This is a genomic window from Microbacterium sp. ZW3a, from assembly GCF_057167165.1.
In genome coordinates, this window is the sequence record NZ_CM169903.1 from 1,176,308 (window position 1) to 1,199,045 (window position 22,738).

Below are 22,738 nucleotides of genomic sequence, written 5' to 3' on the forward strand. Positions count from 1 at the left end.
CAGGGGGGACACCGATCCGGGCCGCGCGGGGCCGTAGCTCCGGCCGGTGTCGCGTGCCGGGCTCCGGAGAAATCCGGTGCACACGCGGATTCGGCGGGCCAACGCGCGGCGAACCCTCGGAAACTCAGGAGTCCGGCACACGGCACGCCGCGGCACGGACACGCCGCGACCGCGGCATCCCTCCCGAACGGGCGAGGGATGCCGCGGCCGTGGCGTGCGGGTCAGACCTCCGAGCGCGGGCCCGGGACGGTCTTGTTGACGCCGGTGACGGGCTGGTTCTCGTCGAACGACGCGACCGGGCGGCGGAACCCGCGGGTGAGGATCACGAGGTACACCACCCCGAGGCCGGTCCAGATGAGACCGCCGACGAGGGCGTGCCCGTCGAGGTTCACCCACAGCAGCCCCGTGAGCAGCATGCCGATGCCGGGCATCACGATGTAGCGGAAGATGTCGCCCGGCGTCTTGCGCAGACCCTGGCGGATCGCGAACCAGGCGATCACCGAGATGTTCACGAACGTGAACGCGATGAGGGCGCCGTAGTTGATGTACGCCGCGATCTGCTCGAGCGTGAACGAGATCGCCAGCAGGCTCACGAGCCCCACGACGATGATCGAGATCGTCGGGGTGTGCGTCTTGGGGTTGATGAACCCGAAGATCCGGCGGGGGAGCACGTTGTTGCGCCCCATCACCATGAGCATGCGCGACACCGAGGCGTGCGAGGCGAGCCACGACGCCAGGGTCGCGGCGAAGCCCGCCGCGGTCAGGACGGCCTGCAGCACCGGACCGCCGACCTGGAGGCCGATCTCGGGCAGCGTGCTGTCTTCGATCGCCTCGGGCGGGAAGACGCTCGAGTCGGGGAAGCGCAACTGCGTCACGTACGAGGCGACGAGGAAGATCACACCGCCGGCGATGAGCGTGAGCAGGATCGCGCGGGGCATGATCTTCGGGGTCTTCGCCTCTTCGGAGTACATCGACACCGCGTCGAAACCGATGAACGAGAAGCACACGATGGTGGCGCCGGCCAGGACCGCGCCGAACTGCACCTCGCTGTGGGCGAAGGGCGCGAGGGACACGGCCGTCCCGGCGCCGGCGCCGCCGACGAGCTGCACGACGACCATCACGACGAACACCGTCATCACGAGAATCGAGAAGACGAGCAGGATCATGTTGACGTTCGAGGTTCCGCGCATCGTCAGGTAGATGACGCCGGTGACGCCGGCGGTGAAGACGACGACCCAGATCCAGCCGGGAACATCGGGGAAGAGCGCCTCCATGTAACTGCGCAGGATGAGGGCGTTCACCATCGGCAGGAGCATGTAGTCGATGAGGGCGGTCCAGCCGACGACGAAGCCGACGCTCGGGTGAATCGACTCGCGGGCGTAGGTGTAGGCCGACCCGGCACTCGGGATGGCGCGGACCATCTTGCCGTAGCTGATGGCGGTGAAGATCAGCACGATGAGCGCGACCGCGTAGGCGGCGGGCACGACGTTGTTGGTCCCCTCGGCGACGAGGCCGAAGGTGTCGAACACGACGGTGGGGGTCATGTAGCCGAGGCCGAGACCCACAATCGACCACAGGCCGAGGGTGCGAGCGAGCTTTGCGCCCGATGACGAGGGTGCCGCCGCAGCGGCACGGGTGTTCTCGTTCGTGGCTCCTCCTAGAGGGTGCGGGCCGGGATCCCTGATCGCGGCCGGACGGATGGTGTCGGGTACAGCATCGAAAGCACCGCTCGGGGTGGGAGCGGGGAGCGGGGGAGTGGATGCCGCCGGGGTGTCGGCGGCATCCGCTCCCGCGCCGTCAGAGGCGGGTCCAGGCCTCGGTCAGGACCGAGCGGAGGATCTGCTCGATCTCGTCGAACTCGGACGGGCCGAGGGTCAGCGGCGGCGCGAGCTGGATGACGGGGTCGCCCCGGTCGTCGGCACGGCAGTAGAGGCCCGCGTCGTAGAGCGCCTTGGAGAGGAATCCCCGCAGGAGCCGTTCGGACTCGTCGTCGTCGAACGTCTCCTTCGTGGTCTTGTCTTTCACCAGCTCGATGCCGAAGAAGTAGCCGTCGCCGCGCACGTCGCCGACGATCGGCAGGTCGAGGAGTTTCTCCAGCGTCGAGCGGAACAGCGGGGAGTTCGTGCGGACGTTCTCGAGCAGCCCTTCCTCTTCGAACACGTCGAGGTTCTCCATCGCCACGGCCGCCGAGACGGGGTGCCCGCCGAACGTGTAGCCGTGGGGGAACGACGCGTCGCCGTGGGCGAAGGGCTCGTACACGCGGTCGCTGATGATCGTGCCGCCCAGGGGCGAGTAGCCGCTGGTGACGGCCTTGGCGAACGTGATCATGTCGGGCTGGTAGTCGTACGCGGTGGCGCCGAAGTAGTGCCCGAGGCGCCCGAAGGCGCAGATGACCTCGTCGCTGACGAGCAGCACGTCGTACCGGTCGCAGATCTCGCGAACGCGCTGGAAGTATCCCGCGGGGGCCGGGAAGCAGCCGCCGGCGTTCTGCACGGGCTCGAGGAAGACGGCGGCGACCGTCTCGGGTCCCTCGAACTGGATCATCTGCTCGATGCGGTCGGCGGCCCACAGGCCGAACTCCTCGGGCGTACCGCCGCCGAAGCCGGACTCCTCGGCGCGGTAGTAGTTCGTGTTCGGCACGCGGAATCCACCGGGGGTGACGGGCTCGAACATGTGCTTCATCACGGGCAGCCCGGTGATGGCCAGGGCGCCCTGCGTCGTGCCGTGGTAGGCGATCGCGCGCGAGATCACCTTGTGCTTGGTGGGCTTGCCCTGGGTCTTCCAGTACTGCTTGGCGAGCTTGAAGGCCGTCTCGACGGCCTCGCCGCCCCCGGTCGAGAAGAACACGTGGTTGAGGTCGCCGGGGGCGAGGTGCGCGAGGCGGTCGGCCAGCTCGATCGCGGCGGGGTGGGCGTACGACCACAGGGGGAAGAACGCCAGCTCCTCGGCCTGCTTCGCGGCGGCCTGCGCGATACGCCGCCGCCCGTGGCCCGCGTTGACCACGAAGAGCCCGGCGAGCCCGTCGATGTACCGCTTGCCGGCGGCATCCCAGATGTGGTGTCCCTCGCCCTTGACGATGATCGGCACACCGGGACCGTCAGTCATCACCGACTGACGGGCGAAGTGCATCCACAGGTGGTCGCGGGCCTGGGACTGGAGATCGTTCTGCTGGTCGGTGTCGTAGCGGGTCATCGTGTTCCCCAGTTGTAGAGCTGACGGTGGAGTTTCAGATACACGAACGTCTCGGTGGCCACGACCTCGGGCAACGACCGGATGCGGTCGTTGAGCAGGTCAATGAGGTCGTCGTCGCTCTCGCACACGACCTCGACGAGGAGGTCGAAGGAGCCCGCGGTCGAGACCACGTAGGTCACGCCCGGAAGCTCCGCCATCTGGCCGGCGATGATGCGCGTGTCGCCGGACACCCGGACCCCGATCATCGCCTGGCGGGCGAAGCCGAGCTGGAGCGGATCGGTGACCGCGACGATTTGCAGAACCCCGGCGTCCTGCATCTTCTGCACGCGCTGGCGTGTCGCGGTCTCGCTGAGGCCGACGGCTTTGCCGATCTCGGCGTAGGACCGGCGGCCGTCTTCCTGGAGCTGTTCGATGATCGCCTTCGACACGTCGTCGAGGGCAGGCCGGCGTTCCGATGAGATGCTCATGTTGCCGCGACGGTATCAGTCGTTTACCTGCGCGTTCAATGACGGAATTGCCTTTCACCAGGCTGTAACAACGCGGAAACCGTCGTGGAGGCGGTGATGGATGCCGAATGGCCCGCCGCTCGCCGGTCGAGGAGGTCGACGCACCGGGGGCGTGATGGCAAGCTGTCCGGGCGACGAAGGGAAGGAGCCCCCATGAGCGACGGTGACATCGCGGCGGGTCTGCGCGCTGCCCTGGAACAGGCCGATGCCTCGGAGCGCCTGCGCGCGGCCATGGACGCGGGGACGCGCCCCCACGACGCCTTCGTCGACGTGCTCGTGTCCCGGTGCGCGATCGAGCCCGACTTCTTCGTCCGCGACATGCTGACGTGGGCACTGACCCGCCACGATCCCGCACGCGTGATCGCCGCCCTGCGGCCGGAGCTGGAGTCGCCCTTCCCACAGGCCCGGAGTCAGGGCCTCCATACCCTCTCGAAGATCGGCGACCCCACGACGTGGTCCGCGATCACCCCCGCGCTCCTGCACGACGAGGAGTCCGCCGTGGCTCGGGCCGCCTGGCGGGCCGCCGCGGGTCTCGTGCCCGATGCGCAGCGCGCCGATCTCGCCGCCGACCTCGCGGTGCATCTCGGACGGGGCGACATCGAGACGCGCCGCAGCCTCAGCCGCGCCCTCGTGATGGTCGGGGAGGACGCTCGCCCGGCGATCGACCGTGCGACCGCGTCAGACGACGAGGCCGTGCGCGTGCACGCGCTCGCAACGCGCGCGCTGCTCGACGACCCGGACGCCGGCTTCGAGGGCGCCCTCGACGCGGCGCGCCGCGTCGCCGCCGTCCGCAACGCGCCGCAGGCCCCGGACGCGCCGGAGACCCCGCACGCGCCCGACGCCCCGGACGCCTGAGGCGCGTCAGGCCAGGCTCGACATCACGTGCTTGAGGCGCGTGTAGTCCTCGAAGCCGTAGACCGAGAGGTCTTTGCCGTACCCGGAGTGCTTGAAGCCGCCGTGCGGCATGTCCGAGACGAACGGGAGGTGCGCGTTGATCCAGACGCACCCGAAGTCCAGGTCGCGGCTGAAGCGCATCGCCCGGGCGTGCTCGCGGGTCCAGACGGATGCCGCGAGGGCGTACGGCACGCCGTTGGCCAGGGCCAGCGCCTCGGCGTCGTCGTCGAACGACTGCACGGCCAGGACCGGGCCGAACACCTCCTCCTGTACGAGCTCGTCGTCCTGCCGCAGCCCGGTGACGATCGTCGGGGCGAAGAAGCAGCCGGTGTCGCCGACGCGTTCCCCTCCCGTGACGACCCGCGCGTGCGCGGGCAACCGGTCGACGAAGCCCTGCACGCGCGCGAGCTGATCGGGATTGTTGACCGGGCCGAAGAACGCCTCCGGGTCGTCGGGGGCGCCCACGCGCACTCGCGCCCGGACGTGGGCGACGAGCCGCTCCACGAGAGCATCGTGCAGCGAGGAGTGCACGAGCAGGCGGGTCGCGGCGGTGCAGTCCTGGCCGGCGTTGAAGAACGCCGCCTCGGCGATCCCGGCCGCGGCCGCGTCGAGGTCGGCATCCGGGAACACGATCGCGGGCGCCTTGCCGCCGAGTTCGAGGTGCACGCGCTTGATCTGGCGCGCGGCGGACTCGGCAACTTGCATGCCCGCGCGCACGGAACCGGTGATCGCCACGAGCTGGGGCGTCGGGTGCTCGACGAGCGCGCGGCCGGTCTCGCGGTCGCCGAGCACGACGTTGAACACCCCCGGCGGCAGGATCTCGGCGGCGAGCTGCGCGAGGCGCACCGTCGTCTGGGGTGTGGTCTCGCTGGGCTTCAGCACCACGGTGTTGCCCGCCGCGAGCGCGGGGGCGATCTTCCACACCGCCATGTTGAGCGGGTAGTTCCAGGGCGTCACTTGCGCGACGACCCCGATGGGTTCGCGACGCACGTACGACGTGAAGCCCTCGGTGTACTCGGCGGCGGCCCGCCCGTCCAGGTCGCGCGCGGCCCCGGCGAAGAACCGCAGCTGGTCGATCGACTGCTCGATCTCGTCGGCGACGAGGGTCGCCCTGGGCTTGCCGGTGTCCTCCGACTCGAGGTCGGCGAACTCCTCGGCGTGCGCGGCGAGCGCGTCGGCGAGCCGGAACAGCGCGAGCTGTCGTGCCGCCGGAGTCGTGAGGCGCCACGACACGAAGGCCCGGGATGCCGCGGCGAAAGCGGCATCCACCTCGCCGTCGGTCGAGCACGGCGCCTGGCCGTACACCTCGCCGGTGACGGGGCTGACCAGGTCGAGCAGGCGTCCGGTCGAGGGCGTGGAGACTCCGTCGACGACGTTCTGCAGCAGCTTCACGACGCGGCCGCCTCGTCGGCGATGCTCAGCGCCTCGTCGATGATGTCGAGGCCGCGCACGAGGTCGTCTTCCGAGATGACGAGCGGGGGAGCGACGTGCACGCGGTTGAAGTGCGTGAAGGGCCACAGGCCCGCCTTCTTGCACGCCGCGGCGAACGCCGTCATGGGGGCTGCGGCCGGACCCGCGGCGTTGAAGGGCACGAGCGGCTCGCGGGTCTCGCGGTCGCGCACGAGCTCGATCGCCCAGAACAGGCCCTGCCCGCGCACTTCGCCGATCGAGGGGTGCGTCTCGGCCATCTGGCGCAGGCGCGGCCCGACGACGCGCTCGCCGAGGTCGCGCACGCGTTCGAGGATCCCGTCGCGGCGGAACACCTCGAACGTGGCGATGCCCGGCGCGCACGCCAGCGGGTGGCCGGAGTAGGTGAGGCCGCCGGGGAAGGGGACGGTGTCGAAGTGGCTGGCGATGGCATCCGAGATCACCACGCCGCCCAGTGGCACGTAGCCGGAGTTGACGCCCTTGGCGAAGGTGAGGAGGTCGGGCGCGACGTCGAACGCGTCGACCGCGAACCACTCGCCGATGCGGCCGAACCCCACCATGACCTCGTCGGCGATGTAGAGGATGCCGTATTTGTCGCAGAGCGCCCGCACGCCGGGGAGGTAGCCGGGCGGCGGCACGAGCACTCCGTTGGTGCCGACGACGGTCTCGAGGATGATCGCCCCGATCGTCGACGCCCCCTCGAGGATGATCGTCTGCTCGAGGTGCTCGAGCGCGCGCGCCGTCTCTTCCTCGGGCGTGGCCGCGTGGAACGCCGAGCGGTAGGCGTAGGGGCCGAAGAAGTGCACCACCGAGGCGTCGGCGGGCTCGTTCGCCCAGCGCCGCGGGTCGCCGGTGAGGGTGATCGCGGTGGACGTGTTGCCGTGGTAGCTGCGGTACATCGCCAGCACCTTGCGCTTGCCCGTGACCAGGCGCGCCATGCGGACCGCGTTCTCGTTGGCATCCGCCCCGCCGTTGGTGAAGAACACCTTGGACATGCCGGCGGGAGCAACCTCGGAGATGAGCCGGGCCAGTTCGCCCCGCGTACCGTTGGCCATCGCCGGCTGGATCGTGGCGAGGTCGCCGGCCTGCCGCTGGATCGCGGCGATCAGGTCGGGGTGCTGGTGGCCGAGGTTGAGGTTCACCAGCTGTGACGCGAAGTCGAGGTAGCGGTTGCCGGCGTAGTCCCAGAAGGTCGCGCCCTCGCCGCCGGCGACCGGGAGCGGGTCGATGAGCGCCTGGGCGCTCCACGAGTGAAAGACGTGCGCGCGGTCGTCGGCGCGCACCTGCGCCTCGGCGGCGGGATCGGTGATGCTCATGGTGTCTCCTTCGGATGCCGCGGGGTCAGTGGTTGCTGGGGAAGCCGAGGCTGATCTGGCTCTCGCTCGGGTCGGGCCAGCGGGTCGTGACGACCTTGCTGCGCGTGTAGAAGTGGATCGACTCGGGGCCATAGATGTGCGAGTCGCCGAAGAGCGAGTTGCGCCAGCCGCCGAACGAGAACGCGCCCACGGGGACGGGGATCGGGACGTTGACGCCGACCATCCCGACCTCGATGTCGAACTCGAACTGGCGGGCGGTGCCGCCGTCGCGGGTGAAGACGGCGGTGCCGTTGGCGAAGGGGCTGGAATTGATGAGGGCGACGGCCTCGTCGTAGCTCTTCACGCGGACGACCGAGAGCACGGGGCCGAAGATCTCGTCGTCGTACACCTTCATGCCGGGGGCGACGCGGTCCACGAGCGAGACGCCGATGAAGAAGCCGTCGCCGTCGAACTCCTGCGTCGTGCCGTCGACGACGACCTCGGCGCCTTCGGCGGTGGCGCCCGTGACGTAGGACGCCACCTTGTCGCGGTGCTCGCGCGTGATGAGCGGGCCCATTTCGCTCGTGGCATCCGTTCCGGGACCGATCTTCAGACCCGCGATGCGGCTCGCGACCTTCTCCACGAGCGCGTCGGCGACGTCATCGCCCACCGCCACGAGCACCGAGACGGCCATGCAGCGCTCGCCGGCCGAGCCGTACGCCGCCGAGACGGCGGCGTCGGCGGCGGAGTCGAGGTCGGCGTCGGGCATCACGACCATGTGGTTCTTCGCCCCGCCGAGGGCCTGCACGCGCTTGCCGTTCTCGGCGGCGCGGGCGTAGATGGATTTCGCGATCGGGGTGGAGCCGACGAAGCTCACCGCGCGCACGTCGGGGGAGTCGAGCAGAGCGTCGACGGCGACCTTGTCGCCGTGCACGACGTTGAGGACACCGGCCAGGAGCCCCGCCTCCTCATATAGCTTCGCCAGGAAGATCGCGGCCGAGGGGTCTTTCTCGCTGGGCTTCAGGACGACGGTGTTCCCGCACGCGATCGCCGAGGCCGTCATCCACAGCGGCACCATGACGGGGAAGTTGAACGGCGTGATCGCCGCGACGACACCGACGGGCTGCTTGACCGAGTGTACGTCCACCCCGCGGCTGACCTGCTCGGCGTGCTCGCCCTTCAGCAGGTGCACCAGACCCGCGGCGAACTCGACGTTCTCGATCCCGCGGCTGATCTCGCCCTTGGCATCCGAGAGCACCTTGCCGTGCTCGGCGGTGATGATCGCGGCGAGTTCGTCGGTGCGCTCGACCAGGAGGTGGCGCAGCCGGAAGAAGACGTCGGCGCGCTTGATGAGGCTCGTCGCGCGCCAGGCGGGCAGCGCGGCCTTCGCGGCGGCGATCGCCTCGTCGACCTCGGCGGTCGAGGCGAAGGCGACCCGCGCCTGCACCTCGCCCGTCGCGGGATCGAAGACGTCGCCGGTGCGCTCCGCGGTGCCGCGGGCGGTGCCGTCGATGTGGTGGTGGATGACGGTCATGCGGATCCTCCTGGGGTGCTGCGGCGGTACCGGACAGATCGACCGGCGGCGTCATAGGGTGTCTCCTGCCGATTGTGCGGCATGACGAGAGGGAGCGCGGGTGGCTGATCGTCCCGAAGAACCGGTTGTTCGGACAGATCGTCCGGATGCCATGACCCCCGCGCACGACCGCGGACTGCCGACGCTCGCCGAGGTGGTCGAGACCTCCGCGCTCGCCGCCGGAGCGCCGGAGGTGCTCGTGGGCGGAACCGCACTGCAGGCACGCGTGCGGTGGGTGCACGTCTCGGACAGCCCGGGGGTGGCGCGCCTGCTCGAGGGCGGGGAACTGCTGCTGACGACCGCCTCGGCCTGGCCGGAGGACCCCGCGGATCTTCGCGCGCTCGTCGCGCAGTTCGTCGAGGCGGGGCTGGTGGGGATCGTGATCGAGCTGGGCGCGCACTACCGCTACGTCCCGACGGTCGTGATTGCGGCGGCGCGCCGCGCCGGACTGGGGCTCATTGCCCTGCACCGCGAGATCAAGTTCGTCGCCGTGACCGAGGAGGTGCACCGCCGGATCATCGACGAGCAGACCGCGGCCCTGCGCGCCCGCGACGACGTGCGCACGCTCTTCACCTCGCTCGCCCTCCGGGGTGCGCCGGCCGACTACGTCGTCGAACGGCTCGCCCACACCCTGCGCGCGCCGGTCGTGCTCGAGTCGCTCGCGCACGAGGTGATCGTGGCCGAGCTGGCGGATGCCGATCACACGGTGCTCCACGACTGGCAGGAGCGCTCGCGGCGGGCCGGCACCGACGCCGCGGATGGCCGATCGGTCGTGCCGGTCGAGGCCCGCGGCATCCGGTGGGCGACCCTCGTCGCGCTCGACGGACCCGCCCACCCCGCCGGGCGCCGCGCGGTGCTGGAACAGGGCGCGACGGCGCTCGCTCTGGCGCGGTTGGCCGATCCCGACGGCGACGACTGGGCGAGGCTCGGACGCCGCCGGCTCATGGACGCGCTGCTGGGGGGACGCTACGGCTCGGCGGCCGAGGTCGTCGCCCGCCTCGGAGCCGCGCGCGTGGACGTGCCGACCGCGACGCTGTTCGGCCTGGCCGTCGACGGGGCAGACGCCGCCGCCGTGGAGACCGCGGCGGGCGACCTCGGCGGACGGGCGCTGTGCGGAAGCCCGCGCGACGCGGACGATCGCGCGGGCGGATGGATGCCGGTACTCCTGGCCGTGCCCTCGGGAACGACGCTCGCGGGCGGGGTCGCCGACCGCTTCCTCGCGCGTCTGCACGGTGCCGGGCCCCCGCCCCGGCTCTCGGTCGGCCCGCGCGTGGACGGCGGGGATGCGGAGTCCGTCGCGCGAGTGCTCGCGTCCCTCGAACAGGCCCTCGATCTGGCGGAGGTGGGCGACCTGCCCGAGGGCGCCGTGCACTGGGTGGTGCGGCATCCTCTCGTGCGGTTCGTGTCGGCGCTGCGCGGCGACCACCGTCTCCTCGAGCACGGCGAGAACCTGCTCGCCCCCGTCCTGGCCGCGCCGGCCGCGCGTCGGCGCGACCTGCTGGCGGCGCTCTCGGCGATCGTCGCCCACCCCGGCAATCGCACGGCGGCCGCCGCGGCGGCGCACGTGTCGCGGTCGGTGTTCTATCAGAGGCTCGATCTCGCCGAACGGGTGCTGGGTGTCGACCTCGACGACGGTGAGGTGCTGGCGGCGCTGCACCTCGCGCTCGTGGTGCACCGGGCGCACCGCGCCACGCGCGCGGGAGCGGACACCGTGCTGCCCTTGCCGGGAGAGCGCCGACCGCTACGATGACCGGGACGAGCGGGGGCGTGCATGGGTGAGCGGCGGCCAGGTCGGCGACGCGCGTGGACGCGCCTGGCCGGCATCGCGGCGGCCGCCGGGCTCCTGCTCGCCGGCGCGATCGCCGCTCCACCGGCCTCGGCCGCGGGACTGCCCGGGTGGCTGTCGACGCGCGGGTCGACCATCGTGACCTCCACGGGAACGCCGTACACGATCACGGCCGCCGCCTGGTTCGGCATGGAGACCTCGAACTGCGCGCCCCACGGGCTGTGGACGATCTCGCTCGACGAGGGGCTCGCGACCATCGCGTCGATGGGGTTCACCTCCCTCCGCCTGCCGTTCTCGAACGAGTGCCTCGCGGCCACGCAGACGACCTCGATCAACGCCCACGCCAACCCGGGGCTCGCGGCGCTCACGCCGCTGCAGCTCCTGGATACGGTGATCGCGCGGGCCAAGGCGCACGGTCTGTCGGTGATCCTCGACCGCCATCGTCCCGACTCGGGCTCGCAGAGCGAGCTCTGGTACACCGCGCAGTACCCCGAGAAGCGGTGGATCGACGACTGGACGATGCTCGCCGCCCGCTACAAGAACGACCCCACGGTCATCGGCGTCGACCTGCACAACGAGCCGCACGGGCCGGCGTGCTGGAACTGCGCCGACCCGGCGCGGGACTGGCGCGCTGCCGCCACGCGCGCGGGCAACGCCATCCTGAAGGTCAACCCGAAGCTCCTCATCGTCGTCGAGGGCGTCGAGCGCCAGAACGACGGCTCGAACACCTGGTGGGGCGGCGGTCTGAAAGACGTGCGCAGCGCGCCCGTGACACTGAGCGTGAAGAACCGCGTCGTCTACTCGCCCCACGACTACCCCGCCTCGGTGTACCCGCAGCCGTGGTTCTCCGACCCCCGATACCCCGCGAATCTCCGAGCCGTCTGGGATGCCCACTGGGGATACCTCGTGAAGGAGAACATCGCTCCGGTGCTCCTGGGGGAGTTCGGCACGAAGGCGGAATCCCCGAGCGACAGGGCATGGCTGAGCGAGATCGTCGCCTACCTCGCGGAGCACCGCATCAGCTACGCCTACTGGTCGTTCAACCCCAACAGCGGAGACACCGGCGGGCTCGTCGCCGACGATTGGCGTACGCCGCAGGCCGGGAAGCTGGCCGCCCTCCGACCGATCCTCACGCCCGCCCCCCGGCCGTCGGTGACGCCGAAGCCGAGCGCGACGCCGAAGCCGAGCGTGACGCCGAAGCCCTCGGTGACGCCGAAGCCGAGCGCGACGCCGAAGCCGACCGCGACGCCGAAGCCCTCGGTGACGCCGAAGCCGACCGCCACACCGAAGCCGACCGCGACCCCGAAACCGCCCGCGACCGCGCTGACCGCCACCTGGGTTCCGCAGAGCGCGTGGGGCGAGGGCTACGTGGGAGAGATCGTGCTCCGCGCGACCGGGTCGGTCACCGCGTGGACGGTGTCGTGGGAATCGCCGGGCGCCACCGCGGTGACCAACGCCTGGGGCATGACGTGTGGCATCCAGTCGTCGACCGTGACGTGTCGCGGATCCGGCTGGGCCTCGTCGCTGGCGGCGGGCCAGAGCGTCCGCGTCGGGGTGCAGATGGCCGCCACGAGCGCCCCGGCCGCGCCGCAGCTGAGCGTCCGCGCCTCCTGAGCGCGTTCGCGCCGGTCGGGGCGGTCAGACCTCGCGCGACAGGAACGCGATGCCGGCCTCGCGGAACGCGCGGGCCCCGGGAGCGTTGACGTGGTGGCGCCCGGGAATGTCGACGAACTCGCCGTGCGGGAGCAGCCCGGCGAGGTGCGCGGACTGATCGTGGATGGGATCCTCGGTGCCGGTGGCGATCAGCACCGGCTGCTGCGGCGGCGCCTCTGGGTCGGGATCGCTCTCGCCCAGCCGCATCCCCTCCGCGATCGCGACGAGCGCGCGCAGGTCGTTGCCCGCGACGCGCTCGGCCAGCGACACGTAGCGCTGGGTCGTGGCATCCTGAACCGGCTCCCCGCGGTCGAGGAACGCGCGCGCTTGATCGACCCGCAGGCGTGCCAGCGGTCGGCCATCCGGGATGCCACCGAGCACCGCGCGATCGACGTGCTCGGGGGCGTCGACGGCGAGCTGCCAGCCGACGCGGCCGCCGAGCGAGTATCCGAGATAGTGCACCTGGTCGAGCAGGTACGTGTCGAGGACGGCGACGAGGTCGGACACGAGCGCCGACATTTCGTAGGCGGCGGCGTCGTGCGGCTTGTCGCTCGCGCCGTGGCCGCGCTGATCGACCGCGAGCACACGGAAGCCGGCTCGCAGCAGGTCGCGCACCCAGCCCGTGTTCACCCAGTTGTCGCGCGTGCTCGAGCCGAAGCCGTGCACGCACAGCACGGTCGCGGCTTCGGGATCCCCCCACGAGTAGGTGGCGAGGCGGACGTTGTCGCCCACGATGACGAACTGCGGATCGGGGACCTCGGTGAGGGCGGGGACGGCATCCATTCCGCCGATCCTGGCACAGTCCCGCGCGGGCGCGGTCGGCGTTGACCTCGCGGTGCGCCGACGGCTCCTCCCCAGGGGGAGAGCACCCACCGTCGCCCTCCGCGTCCGAGTAGGGTGGCGCCGTCGAAGGGAGACGCCATGATCGTGGAATTCGAGGGAGAGGTCTTCCGGTGGGACGCTCGGCTCGACAGCAGCTGGTACTTCGTCGCGCTTCCTCCCGAGCTCAGCGACGACATCCGAGAAACGCAGACCCACCGCCGCGGCTTCGGGGGCGTGCGGGTCGAGGCCACGATCGGGTCGTCGACGTGGCGCACGTCGATCTTCCCGCAGGCCGGCGGCGTGTACATCCTGGCGCTCAAGCGCGCGGTGCGCGAGCGCGAGGGCATTCTCCCCGATGCAGTGGTCCTCGCCCGTCTCTCCATCCTCGACGCCTGAGACCCGCGTGTTCGGCGTCGCCCTGACCGTGTTCGCCGCGGTCAGCGTCGTGCTCGCCGTCATCGACGCGCGGCACCACCGGCTTCCGCACGCCCTCGTTCTGCCGGCCTTGGCCGTCGCGCTCGCGTTGTTGACCGCGGCGGCGCTCGCCGTCGACGAGGCGTCGCGCATCGCAGGGGTGTGGGGCGGGGCGGCATCCGCGTTCGTCGTCTGTCTGGCGCTGCATCTCGCCCGGCCCGCGGCCTTCGGGGGAGGTGACGTCACGCTCGCCGCTCTCGTCGGCGCGCACCTCGGGTGGTTCGGCCCGGATGCCGTCGTCTCGGGGCTCGTCATCGGTTTCGCGTGCGGCGGGGCCGCCGCGGCCGGGGTCCTGCTGTCCGGGGCCCGCCGCGCCACATTCGCCTTCGGGCCGCCGCTGCTGGTCGGCACGTGGTGGGTGCTGCTCGGCGAGGTCGCGTGAGTGTTGGGGCGTGGCATCCGGATCGTGCTCGGTGATGGTGCGCGCGCGGTCAACCCCTCACCTCCATATTCCGCGCGCCGCATAACCTGGGAACATGGCTGGTCTCCTCCGTCGCGCCATTGCGTGGGCACTGCGACGACGAATCGTGCGCGCGTACTTGGTCTACTCCCGGGCGCGGGGGCCGATGCTCGCCGACAGCGTCACGTATCGCACCCTGTTCAGCGTCTTCGCGGGCGTGCTGATCGGCTTCTCGTTCGCGGCCCTGTGGCTCTCCGGGAATCCCGAGGGGCTGAACGCCCTGGTCCGGGCGGTCGACGGTGTCATCCCGGGCCTGGTCGGTCCGGACGGTCTCATCGACGTGGCCGAGATCGATGCGCCCGCGGGCTTCACGATCGCGGGCGTCCTGGGTTCGCTCGGTCTGGTCGGGGCCGCGATCGGCGCGATCGGATCCCTGCGCTCGGCGCTGCGCCAGATCGCCGGCGTGACCACCGAAGACATGTTCATCGTGTGGGTGCTCCTCCGAAACCTCGTGCTGGCCATCGGCATCGGCGCGGCCCTGGCCGCGGCCGCCGGCGTGACCGTCTTCGCCACGGCGGGGCTGACCTTCGTCCGCGAGTGGCTGGGACTCTCCGCCGACTCGTGGCTCACCGCCATCCTCACGTGGGCGATCTCCACCCTCGTCGTGCTCGCGGTCGATACCGCGGTCATCGCCGCCGCCTACGCCCTGCTGTCGGGCGTCCGCGTCCGTCGGTCCACGCTCCTGCGCGGAGCGCTGCTCGGTGGCATCGGTCTCGTGGTGCTCCAGCAGCTGTCGGGCCTGTTCGTCAGCGGGGCGTCCAGCAACCCGCTCCTCGGCGTCTTCGCGTCGCTCATCGCCCTGCTGCTGTGGCTGAACTTCTCGAGCCAGGTGATCCTCATCGCCGGGGCCTGGATCACCATGGGCCACGAGGAAGACGAGGATCGCGTGCACGCGAAATTCGGTGCCGCCTCCCTGACACAGTTCCGCGTGCGCCGCGCGGAGGTCGCGGTGCAGTCCGCTGTCGGTGAGCTCGACGCCGCCCGCGAGGCCGAGGCCGAGGAACGCGCGGCGGTGGCCAAGAGCACCGCCCAGGACTGAGCGCGCGTGCGCCGGTGGAGGATCGCCGCATGACCGATCGCGCCATCGCCTACACCGCCGCCGCGGTGCGTGCGGCCGAGGGCCCGCTGCTCGCCGCGGGGCGACCGCTCATGCGGCAAGCCGCCGCCGCTCTCGCCGTCGTCGTGGAGGAGGAGCTCGCCCAGACCCCGGGAGCGGTCCTCGTGCTCGTCGGCGCCGGCGACAACGGCGGGGACGCCCTTTATGCCGTGGCGGGCTTCGCCGCGACCGCGTCCCGCGTCGACATCGTCCTGACCCACGATCGCGTGCATCGGGAGGCTTTGGATGCGGCGGTCGGCGCGGGAGCGCGGCTCCGGGATGCCTCGGAGATCTGCGCGTCCGCGCGGGACGATGTCCTCGTGCTCGACGGCATCCTGGGCATCGGCGCATCGACGGATTCGGGCCTCCGCGGCACCGCTCGGGCGGTCGTCGAGTCGTTGCTCCCGGCCGTGCTCGATCGACGTCTGCGGGTGGTCGCGGTCGATGTCCCCAGCGGGCTCCATCCCGATGACGGCGCCGCCGATGCGGCCGTGCTTCCCGCCGACGTCACGGTCACCTTCGGGGCGGTGAAGGCCGGTCTGCTGCGCGGGCGGGGGCCGGAGCTTTCCGGGCGCCTCGTGCTGGTCGACCTCGGTCTCGAGCCGCACCTGCGACGGGTGCAGCCGGCGATGACGGCCACGGTGCCGATCGTGCGACGGCAGCCCCCTCAGCGGGCGTAGCGCTCGACGAACGCGCGCAGGATGCCACCGGTCGCGGTGACGGGGGCGCGGCGCGCCGCCGCCAGCGTGAGGTCGAGCTCGTCGGCGCCGAAGTAGCCGAAGGACGCGTACGCGTGGATGCGCGTGACGATGCCGTCCAGGTCGAGCTCGGGGTGGAACTGCGTGGCGTAGACGTTCTCGCCCACCCGGAACATCTGCACGGGGCAGGTGGGGGAGGATGCCAGCAGCGTCGCCGTTTCGGGGAGGACGGTGATCGCCTCTTTGTGCCCGACGAAGGCGGCGAAGGTCTCGGGCAATCTCGCCAGCAGCGGGTCGGTGCGGCCGGCGTTCGACACGGTGACGTCCACGACGCCGATCGGTTCGGCGTAGGTGCCGTCGATGGGTGCGCGCAGGTGCGTGCCGAGGGTGCCGACGCCGTAGCAGGCGCCGAGAAAGGGGATGTCGCGCGCGACGACCTCGTCGACGAGCTGGGCCATCTCCGCCTCGACCCGCCGTTGCACGGACGACTTCTTCTCCCAGGGGTCCGACGCGTTGAAGGGGCTCCCGCCCACGAGGATGCCGGACACGGCATCCAGATCGAGCTCGGGCATCGGATCTCGCTCGAGCCGTATTCGACGGAGTCTCTCGGGCGGCAGTCCCGTGAAGCGGAGGAAGAGGGCGTACTCCTCGTCGGCCGGTTCGTCCTGGGCGCGCGTCGCGAGGAGCACGAAGGGGAGATCGCCCGGCAGATCCGTCCTCGTCACCCGAGCGAGTCTAGGTGAGCGCTGTCAAGGAGCGGGCCGGTGTCGGTGCCCCGGTCTACGCTGGGCCCATGGCTATCGCACGACTGACCGGAGGCCCGCTCGACGGGCAGGCGCTCCCGCTCGAGAACGAGTCCGATGAAACGCTGATCATGCCCTACAGCGAGGGTCAGCTCGTCTACCGTCGCGAGGGCGGTCTCGAGAACACCGGTGACGCCGACGGCCCCACGCAGGCGGTCTTCGTCTTCGTCGAAGAGACCGAAGACATCAACCCCGACGCGAACGAGCGCGACGATTGAGCGCAGCCGCACCGGGGGAGTCGTCGGTCGAGGTCGAGTCGAAGTACGACGTCGAGACCGAGACACTTCTTCCCGACTGGTCGGGTATTCCGGGGGTCGCGCGCGTCGGTGACGCCGAGGCGCGAGACCTCGACGCCCGGTACGTCGACACCGCCGACGCCGACCTCGCGCGGGCCGGTGTGGCGGTGCGACGTCGGCAGGGCGGCCCCGACGAGGGGTGGCACGTGAAGGCGCCCGCGGTCGGCGGACGCTCCGAGACGCAGTGGCCGCTCGGCGACATCGGCGACCCCGAGGCCGACCCCGTGGTCCCCGACGAGATTCAGGATGCCGTTGCGCACTGGGCGCGCGGCCCGTTCCTGCCGCTCGCGCGCGTGCGTAACCACCGCACCGCCTACGCCCTGCTCGATGCCGACGGCGACCTGGTCGCCGAGTTCGTCGACGACCGCGTGCGCGCCCGCGACGAGCGTCGCGGCGTGGAGTCGGAGTGGCGCGAGTGGGAGGTCGAGCTCGGCCCCGCGGGCCCGGCCGACGACGCCGGACGCGCCGCGCTGTTCGCGGCGGTCGATGCGGCGGTGTTCGCCGCGGGAGGCCGCCCGGCGGCATCCGGGTCGAAACTGGCTCGCGCCCTCGGTCGCTGAGGCTTCCGACACGACGACGGCCCCCGACCCCGCTCCGAAGAGCGGGACGGGGGCCGTCGTGCGTGGCCTGATCAGAGGTTGATCATGTGCCCCGTGAGGCCGTGGAAGGCTTCCTGCAGACCCTCCGACAGCGTCGGGTGGGTGTGCACGTTGCGGGCGGCCTCGAGGGCGGTGAGGTCCCACTTCTGCGCGAGCGTCAGCTCGGGGAGCAGTTCGGAGACGTCGGGGCCGATGAGGTGTCCACCGATGAGCTCCAGCGTCTCGGCGTCGGCGACGAGCTTGACGAAGCCGACGGGCTCGCCCAGGCCGTTCGCCTTGCCGTTGGCCGAGAAGGGGAACTTGGCGACCTTGATGTCGTGACCGGCGTCGCGGGCCTGCTGCTCGGTGAGGCCGAACGAGGCGACCTGCGGGTTGCAGAAGGTGGCGCGGGGCATGTTGCGGTAGTCGCCGAGCGTCTGGGTCTCGGCGTTGCCGATCGTCTCGGCCGCCACGACACCCTGGGCCTCGGCGACGTGCGCGAGCTGGAGCTTGGCGGTGACGTCGCCGATCGCGTAGATGTGCGGGACGTTCGTGCGCATGTGGTCGTCGATGTCGATGGCCCCGCGCTCGGTGAGCTTCACACCGGTGTTCTCGAGGCCGAAGCCATCGACCTTGGGTGCGAAGCCGATCGACATGAGCACGCGGCCCGCGTCGATCGAGCCGGTCGAACCGTCTTTGGCGGTGTAGGCGACGGTGACCTTGTCGCCGTGGTCGGTGACCGAGTCGACCTTGGTCGAGGTGAGGATGTCGACGCCGTACCCCTTGTACTGCTTCTGGATCTCTTTCGAGACCTCGGCGTCTTCATTGGGGAGCGCGCGGTCGAGGAACTCGATGATCGTGACCTTCACGCCGTAGTTCGTCATGACGTAGGCGAACTCCATGCCGATGGCGCCGGCGCCGACGATGACGATCGACTCGGGGAGTTCGCGGGTGAGGATCTGCTCTTCGTACGTGACGACGTTCTCGGACAGGGTCACTCCGGGGAGGAGTCGCACGGTGGAACCGGTGGCGACGATGACGTTGTCGAAGGTGACCTGCTCCTTCGAGCCGTCGGCCATGGCGACGTCGAGCGTGTGGTCGTCGACGAAGTGGCCGCGGCCCTCGTACTCGGTGACCTTGTTCTTCTTCATCAGGTAGTGGATGCCCTTGACGTGACCGGCCGCGACGGAGCGCGAGCGGTCGAAGGCCTTACCGAAGTCGAAGTGCACGTCGCCCGAGATGCCGAACAGGTCGGCCTTGGCGTGGAACGTGTGCGCGAGGTCGGCGTTGCGCAGCAGCGCCTTGGAGGGGATGCACCCCACGTTCAGGCACACACCACCCCAGTACTTCTCTTCGACGACCGCGACCGACAGCCCCAGCTGCGCGCCGCGAACGGCCGCGACGTACCCGCCGGGACCCGCACCAAGAATGACCAGATCGTAATGAGGCATGGTTTCAGCCTAGCGTCCGGCGGTGCCCGCGGAACCGTTGTCGGACGAGCCGCGACGGCCTCGAGCGACGAACAGCCAGACCAGCGCGCCGACGACGAGGAGGAGGGCAATCGCGAGCAGGATCCACGGCAGGGGAGAGGCCGGGGCGGCGGTCTCGGCGGGGGTCGGCGTGGCCGTGACGGTCACCGTCGGCTCGGGGGAGGGGACGGCCGTCGGGGTCGAGGTGGGCGTGGGGGTCGCCGTGGGGCTCGGGGCCGCCGGAACGGTGAAGGAGAACGTTCCGTCGATGGGGTGGCCGTCGCTGGAAACCACGCGCCAGACCACGGTGACGGCTCCGGATGCCGGGCCCGCCAGCGCCTGCGTCACGTCGATGCCCGAGACGGTCGGGGCGCCGTCGGTGAGCGAGGCTCCCGAGGCGTCGGTGACCTGCACGACCGTCGAGCCCTCGGCATCCAGGATGTCGGCGCTGAAGGTCAGCGTGATCTGCCCGGGAAGAGCATCGAGCACCGCGTCGGCGGAGGGGTCGGTGGACACCAACTCGTCGTGCGCGAACGCCGGGGCCGCGGGGACGACGAGCGCAGCCAGCGCGACGGCGGCGGCGACCAGGAGGGCGGGGAGCAGACGCCGGCGCGGCGCGGCGAGGGGCGCGGAGGAGGAAGTCACCCTCCGAGCCTAACGAGGCCGGTCGAGCGGGGCCTGGGAGCGTCGACCGCGGGACGCGAGATGTCCCGGGGTGATGCGGACTCGACACGTCCCACCCCGGGTCGATAGGTTCGAGTGTCCCCCGTCGTCCCGAACCGTTGCCCGAACGACGGTTCGCCCCAGCGATGGTGGATGAAACGTTCATTCCCCGACCTTCGCGAGGGTCGATCGACCGCTCCGGCTCGGAAGCGGTCGGCTATGGTGGAGAAGAAGGAGAAGCCGTGGACGAGACCCGCAGATTCGAGCGTGACGACATTCGCCGCGCCGCCGACGCCGCCGCGCCGGTTCGCTCGCACGACACGACCCAGACCTTCGGCCATGACGCCGATCTCTCTTTCGTCCCCTTCGGTGCCGACCTCACCGAGGCCGAGCTCGAGGCCATCGACGCGCTGCCCTCGGGTGTCGCCCTGCTGATCGTCCGCTCGGGCCCCACCACCGGTGCGCGGTACCTTCTCGACACCGACGTGACCACCGTCGGGCGCCACCCCGAGGCCGACATCTTCTTCGACGACGTCACCGTCTCGCGTCGTCACGCCGAGATCACCCGCACCGGCACCGCGTTCGAGATCGTCGACCAGCGCTCCCTCAACGGCAGCTACGTCAACGGTGAGCGCGTCGATCGCTCCGCGCTGGTGAACGGTTCCGAGGTGCGCATCGGGAAGTTCCGCCTCAACTTCTTCGGTTCGCCGGTCGACCTTCCGCCGGCAGAGCACTGATGGCGGCAGCCCCCGCCCGCGGTCGTCCGTCGGCCTCGGGGCTGCTGAGTATCGGACAGGTGCTCGCGCGCCTGACCCCCGATTTTCCTGCGCTCACCTCCAGCAAACTGCGCTTCTTGGAGGTGCAGGGAATTGTGTCGCCCACGCGCACGGACTCGGGCTACCGCAAATTCTCGCCGGCCGACCTCGAGCGCCTGCGTCTGGCTCTGACCCTGCAGCGCGACCACTACCTGCCGCTGGCGGTCATCCGGGACTACCTCGCCGACGTCGATGCCGGCCGCAATCCCGCGCCGCCCACCTCGATCCCGTCGATGACGACGGCCCCGCGTCGCTACCGTCGCGACGAACTGCTGTCGGCCGCGGGCGCTGCTCCCCAGCTGTTGAACGATGCGATCAGCACCGGTGTCATCGCCGGAGCCGAGACCTATCCCGAGCAGACGGTGGCCCTTCTCCGCACGCTCGTCGCCCTCGATCGGCACGGCATCGAGCCCCGTCACGTGCGTTCGCTCCGGCAGAGCGCCGAACGCGAGGCATCCCTCGTCGAATCGGCCCTCGCCGCCCTGCTCCGTCGCCCCGATGCGGCCTCCCGCGCGCGGGCGAGCGAGCTCGCGCCCGAGCTCGCCGCGCGCCTCGACGAGGTGCGTACGGTGTTCGTGCGCGAGGCCATCGACCGGGTTCTCTCCTGACCGCGACACGCCGACCCCCTCGGAGCGGATGTCGTTGCCGGGGACCCCTCGCTGATCTAGCGTGGAAGCAACGAGCCGATGAGGAGGAACGCGAGCATGAACGCTGGCGATGCACTCGGTGAACCCCGGTTCGCCACCGAACTCCTCTTCACCGACGGTCTGCCCGAGATGGACGACGACACCGGCTATCGCGGCGCAGTCGCGGCGCGCGCCGCGGGAATCACGTACCGTCAGCTCGACTACTGGGCTCGCACCGAACTGGTCGTGCCCACCGTTCGCGGAGCGAGCGGTTCCGGCTCGCAGCGCCTCTACGGTTTCCGCGACATCCTCGTGCTGAAGCTCGTGAAGCGTCTGCTCGACACCGGAATCTCGCTGCAGCAGATCCGCACCGCGGTCGACCAGTTGCGGGCCGCGGGGATCCGCGACCTCGCCGGAACGACGCTCATGAGCGACGGTGCCTCCGTCTACCTCTGCACCTCGAACGACGAGGTCATCGACCTCGTCAGCCGCGGCCAGGGGGTGTTCGGCATCGCGGTCGGCAAGGTGCTCCGTGAAGTGGAGTCCACCCTCGTCGACTTCGAATCCGCCACCGCCGAGACGGTCGACGAACTCGCCGCCCGCCGCGCTGCGCGTACCGCCTGACGCGGCCCCACAGACACGAGAACCCCGGATGCCACGGCATCCGGGGTTCTCTTTCGTTCGGCGCCTCGACGAGAAACGCCGTTCCGAACGAGAAACGCAGAGAGAGGGCGTTTCTCGCCGAGAACGGCGTTTCTCGAGAGGACTACGCCTGCGGAGCGTCGCCCGCGACCGGGATGCGGCCGGTGCGCACGATCCGGTCGAGCAGCGCGTCGAAGTCGGCGGCCAACTCCTGCGCGGAGTCGCCGGGCCAGACGTGCAGGGGCTTGGCCGCACCCTGTGCCTGCTGCAGTGACGTGCGCTCGGGCAACTGCGGGTTCAGCACGAGGGGGCCGAACATGTCGCGCAGCTCTTTGATGCGGAACTGGTGCTCGATCGACTGGGGGCGCACGCGGTTGACCACAACGCCCAGCGGCTGGAGGCGAGGCGAGAGGCCGCGGCGGATCTCCTCGATGGCGCGGAGGGCGCGGTCGGCGGCGGCGACGGAGAACAGGCCGGGCTCGGTGACGACGATGACGCGGTCGCTCGCCGCCCACGCGGTGCGCGTGAGCGCGTTCAGCGAGGGTGCGCAGTCGATGAGCACGAGGTCGTAGTCGGATTCGATCGTGGCCAGGGCCTCTTCGAGCTTCCACACGTCGCGGACGCTCGGGTGCGGGCCGTCGAAGTTGATCGCCGAGGGGCTGCCGATCAGCACGTCGATCGTGCCCGGGTGCACCTTGGCCCAGCCGCTCGAGGTGATCGCCTGGCGCACGACCTTTTCGCGCGGGTTGGCGAGGACATCGGCGATGTTCAGACGGCCGGCGACCTGGATGTCCATGCCGGTGGACACATCGGACTGCGGGTCGAGGTCGACGACGAGAGTGCGAACGCCACGCGCGAAGGCGGCGGAGGCCAGCCCGAGCGTCACGGTCGTTTTGCCGACCCCGCCTTTCAAAGAGCTGACGGAGAGTACGTGCACGAGCGTCTACGTTACCTTCCCCTAGGCTGTGA

General features: G+C 70.8%; 23 protein-coding genes. 12 read left to right on the forward strand and 11 right to left on the reverse strand.

Features of this window, described 5'->3' with window-relative positions:
* Positions 1-221: 221 nt before the first annotated feature.
* The 3 genes from ACU6WY_RS05460 to ACU6WY_RS05470 all read right to left on the reverse strand — a co-directional run bounded on the left by ACU6WY_RS05460 (position 222) and on the right by ACU6WY_RS05470 (position 3,659).
* Positions 222-1,544 (reverse strand): APC family permease, encoded by a 1,323-nt coding sequence (locus tag ACU6WY_RS05460; protein ID WP_483821439.1) that lies wholly within the window; start codon positions 1,542-1,544, stop codon positions 222-224.
* Between the two features lie 253 nt (positions 1,545-1,797).
* Positions 1,798-3,192 carry an aspartate aminotransferase family protein gene (locus ACU6WY_RS05465; RefSeq protein WP_483821440.1) on the reverse strand — a complete coding sequence of 465 codons (1,395 nt, stop codon included), beginning with the start codon at positions 3,190-3,192 and terminating at the stop codon, positions 1,798-1,800.
* Complete coding sequence (locus ACU6WY_RS05470) at positions 3,189-3,659, reverse strand: Lrp/AsnC family transcriptional regulator (RefSeq protein ID WP_483821441.1); 471 nt, start codon at positions 3,657-3,659, stop codon at positions 3,189-3,191. Before ACU6WY_RS05470 ends, ACU6WY_RS05465 begins: the two co-directional genes overlap by 4 nt.
* Before the next feature lie 192 nt (positions 3,660-3,851).
* On the opposite strand from ACU6WY_RS05470, the gene ACU6WY_RS05475 reads away from it, so the two are divergent.
* Positions 3,852-4,553 (forward strand): HEAT repeat domain-containing protein, encoded by a 702-nt coding sequence (locus tag ACU6WY_RS05475; RefSeq protein ID WP_483821442.1) that lies wholly within the window; start codon positions 3,852-3,854, stop codon positions 4,551-4,553.
* Positions 4,554-4,559: 6 nt separating this feature from the next.
* Here the strand turns inward: ACU6WY_RS05475 and ACU6WY_RS05480 are convergent, their stop codons facing one another.
* The 3 genes from ACU6WY_RS05480 to ACU6WY_RS05490 are packed head-to-tail and all read right to left on the reverse strand — an operon-like array spanning position 4,560 to position 8,849.
* On the reverse strand, positions 4,560-5,984 hold the full coding sequence (locus ACU6WY_RS05480) for a gamma-aminobutyraldehyde dehydrogenase (RefSeq protein WP_483821443.1): 1,425 nt from the start codon (positions 5,982-5,984) through the stop codon (positions 4,560-4,562).
* Entirely contained in the window at positions 5,981-7,336 is a 1,356-nt protein-coding gene (locus tag ACU6WY_RS05485) for an aminotransferase class III-fold pyridoxal phosphate-dependent enzyme (protein ID WP_483821444.1), read from the reverse strand. The genes ACU6WY_RS05480 and ACU6WY_RS05485 overlap by 4 nt, the downstream gene beginning before the upstream one ends.
* A 25-nt stretch (positions 7,337-7,361) precedes the next feature.
* Positions 7,362-8,849, reverse strand: coding sequence for a CoA-acylating methylmalonate-semialdehyde dehydrogenase (locus ACU6WY_RS05490; protein WP_483821445.1), 1,488 nt, complete (start codon positions 8,847-8,849; stop codon positions 7,362-7,364).
* Positions 8,850-9,000: 151 nt separating this feature from the next.
* On the opposite strand from ACU6WY_RS05490, the gene ACU6WY_RS05495 reads away from it, so the two are divergent.
* Entirely contained in the window at positions 9,001-10,638 is a 1,638-nt protein-coding gene (locus tag ACU6WY_RS05495) for a PucR family transcriptional regulator (protein ID WP_483821446.1), read from the forward strand.
* A gap of 21 nt (positions 10,639-10,659) precedes the next feature.
* Entirely contained in the window at positions 10,660-12,288 is a 1,629-nt protein-coding gene (locus tag ACU6WY_RS05500; protein ID WP_483821447.1) for a cellulase family glycosylhydrolase, read from the forward strand.
* A gap of 24 nt (positions 12,289-12,312) precedes the next feature.
* Here ACU6WY_RS05500 and ACU6WY_RS05505 read toward each other — a convergent pair whose 3' ends face one another.
* Positions 12,313-13,110 (reverse strand): alpha/beta fold hydrolase, encoded by a 798-nt coding sequence (locus tag ACU6WY_RS05505; protein ID WP_483821448.1) that lies wholly within the window; start codon positions 13,108-13,110, stop codon positions 12,313-12,315.
* Between the two features lie 138 nt (positions 13,111-13,248).
* On the opposite strand from ACU6WY_RS05505, the gene ACU6WY_RS05510 reads away from it, so the two are divergent.
* The 4 genes from ACU6WY_RS05510 (at position 13,249) to ACU6WY_RS05525 (ending at position 15,859) form a co-directional block, all read left to right on the forward strand.
* On the forward strand, positions 13,249-13,545 hold the full coding sequence (locus ACU6WY_RS05510; RefSeq protein ID WP_483821449.1) for a DUF1905 domain-containing protein: 297 nt from the start codon (positions 13,249-13,251) through the stop codon (positions 13,543-13,545).
* Positions 13,546-13,552: 7 nt separating this feature from the next.
* The gene (locus ACU6WY_RS05515) at positions 13,553-14,005 is read left to right on the forward strand and encodes a prepilin peptidase (RefSeq protein WP_483821450.1); all 453 of its coding nucleotides are present in this window, start codon (positions 13,553-13,555) and stop codon (positions 14,003-14,005) included.
* Positions 14,006-14,099: 94 nt separating this feature from the next.
* On the forward strand, positions 14,100-15,122 hold the full coding sequence (locus ACU6WY_RS05520; protein ID WP_483821451.1) for a YihY/virulence factor BrkB family protein: 1,023 nt from the start codon (positions 14,100-14,102) through the stop codon (positions 15,120-15,122).
* A gap of 29 nt (positions 15,123-15,151) precedes the next feature.
* Positions 15,152-15,859, forward strand: a complete 708-nt coding sequence (locus ACU6WY_RS05525) for an NAD(P)H-hydrate epimerase (RefSeq protein WP_483821452.1) — start codon at positions 15,152-15,154, stop codon at positions 15,857-15,859.
* Here ACU6WY_RS05525 and ACU6WY_RS05530 read toward each other — a convergent pair.
* Positions 15,847-16,602 (reverse strand): glutamine amidotransferase, encoded by a 756-nt coding sequence (locus tag ACU6WY_RS05530; protein ID WP_483821453.1) that lies wholly within the window; start codon positions 16,600-16,602, stop codon positions 15,847-15,849. The two genes, ACU6WY_RS05525 and ACU6WY_RS05530, sit on opposite strands and share 13 nt — an antisense overlap.
* A 68-nt stretch (positions 16,603-16,670) precedes the next feature.
* Between ACU6WY_RS05530 and ACU6WY_RS05535 the strand changes: the two genes are divergently transcribed.
* The gene (locus ACU6WY_RS05535) at positions 16,671-16,898 is read left to right on the forward strand and encodes a response regulator (RefSeq protein WP_483821454.1); all 228 of its coding nucleotides are present in this window, start codon (positions 16,671-16,673) and stop codon (positions 16,896-16,898) included.
* Positions 16,895-17,536 carry a CYTH domain-containing protein gene (locus tag ACU6WY_RS05540; RefSeq protein WP_483821455.1) on the forward strand — a complete coding sequence of 214 codons (642 nt, stop codon included), beginning with the start codon at positions 16,895-16,897 and terminating at the stop codon, positions 17,534-17,536. The genes ACU6WY_RS05535 and ACU6WY_RS05540 overlap by 4 nt, the downstream gene beginning before the upstream one ends.
* Before the next feature lie 71 nt (positions 17,537-17,607).
* On the opposite strand, the gene lpdA is transcribed toward ACU6WY_RS05540, so the two are convergent.
* Positions 17,608-19,005: a dihydrolipoyl dehydrogenase gene (gene lpdA, locus ACU6WY_RS05545; protein WP_483821456.1), complete on the reverse strand. Its 1,398-nt coding sequence runs from the start codon at positions 19,003-19,005 to the stop codon at positions 17,608-17,610.
* 9 nt (positions 19,006-19,014) lie between these two features.
* On the reverse strand, positions 19,015-19,668 hold the full coding sequence (locus ACU6WY_RS05550) for a copper resistance CopC family protein (RefSeq protein ID WP_483821457.1): 654 nt from the start codon (positions 19,666-19,668) through the stop codon (positions 19,015-19,017).
* 260 nt (positions 19,669-19,928) lie between these two features.
* Here ACU6WY_RS05550 and ACU6WY_RS05555 point away from each other — a divergent pair, with 260 nt between their 5' ends.
* The 3 genes from ACU6WY_RS05555 (at position 19,929) to ACU6WY_RS05565 (ending at position 21,751) form a co-directional block, all read left to right on the forward strand.
* Entirely contained in the window at positions 19,929-20,423 is a 495-nt protein-coding gene (locus ACU6WY_RS05555) for an FHA domain-containing protein (protein WP_483821458.1), read from the forward strand.
* The gene (gene ftsR / locus ACU6WY_RS05560) at positions 20,423-21,109 is read left to right on the forward strand and encodes a transcriptional regulator FtsR (protein ID WP_483821459.1); all 687 of its coding nucleotides are present in this window, start codon (positions 20,423-20,425) and stop codon (positions 21,107-21,109) included. The genes ACU6WY_RS05555 and ftsR overlap by 1 nt, the downstream gene beginning before the upstream one ends.
* Before the next feature lie 96 nt (positions 21,110-21,205).
* A complete protein-coding gene (locus ACU6WY_RS05565) occupies positions 21,206-21,751 on the forward strand; it encodes a MerR family transcriptional regulator (protein WP_483821460.1) in 546 nt (181 codons plus the stop codon).
* Between the two features lie 142 nt (positions 21,752-21,893).
* Here ACU6WY_RS05565 and ACU6WY_RS05570 read toward each other — a convergent pair whose 3' ends face one another.
* Entirely contained in the window at positions 21,894-22,706 is an 813-nt protein-coding gene (locus ACU6WY_RS05570) for a ParA family protein (protein ID WP_483821461.1), read from the reverse strand.
* Positions 22,707-22,738: the final 32 nt, after the last annotated feature.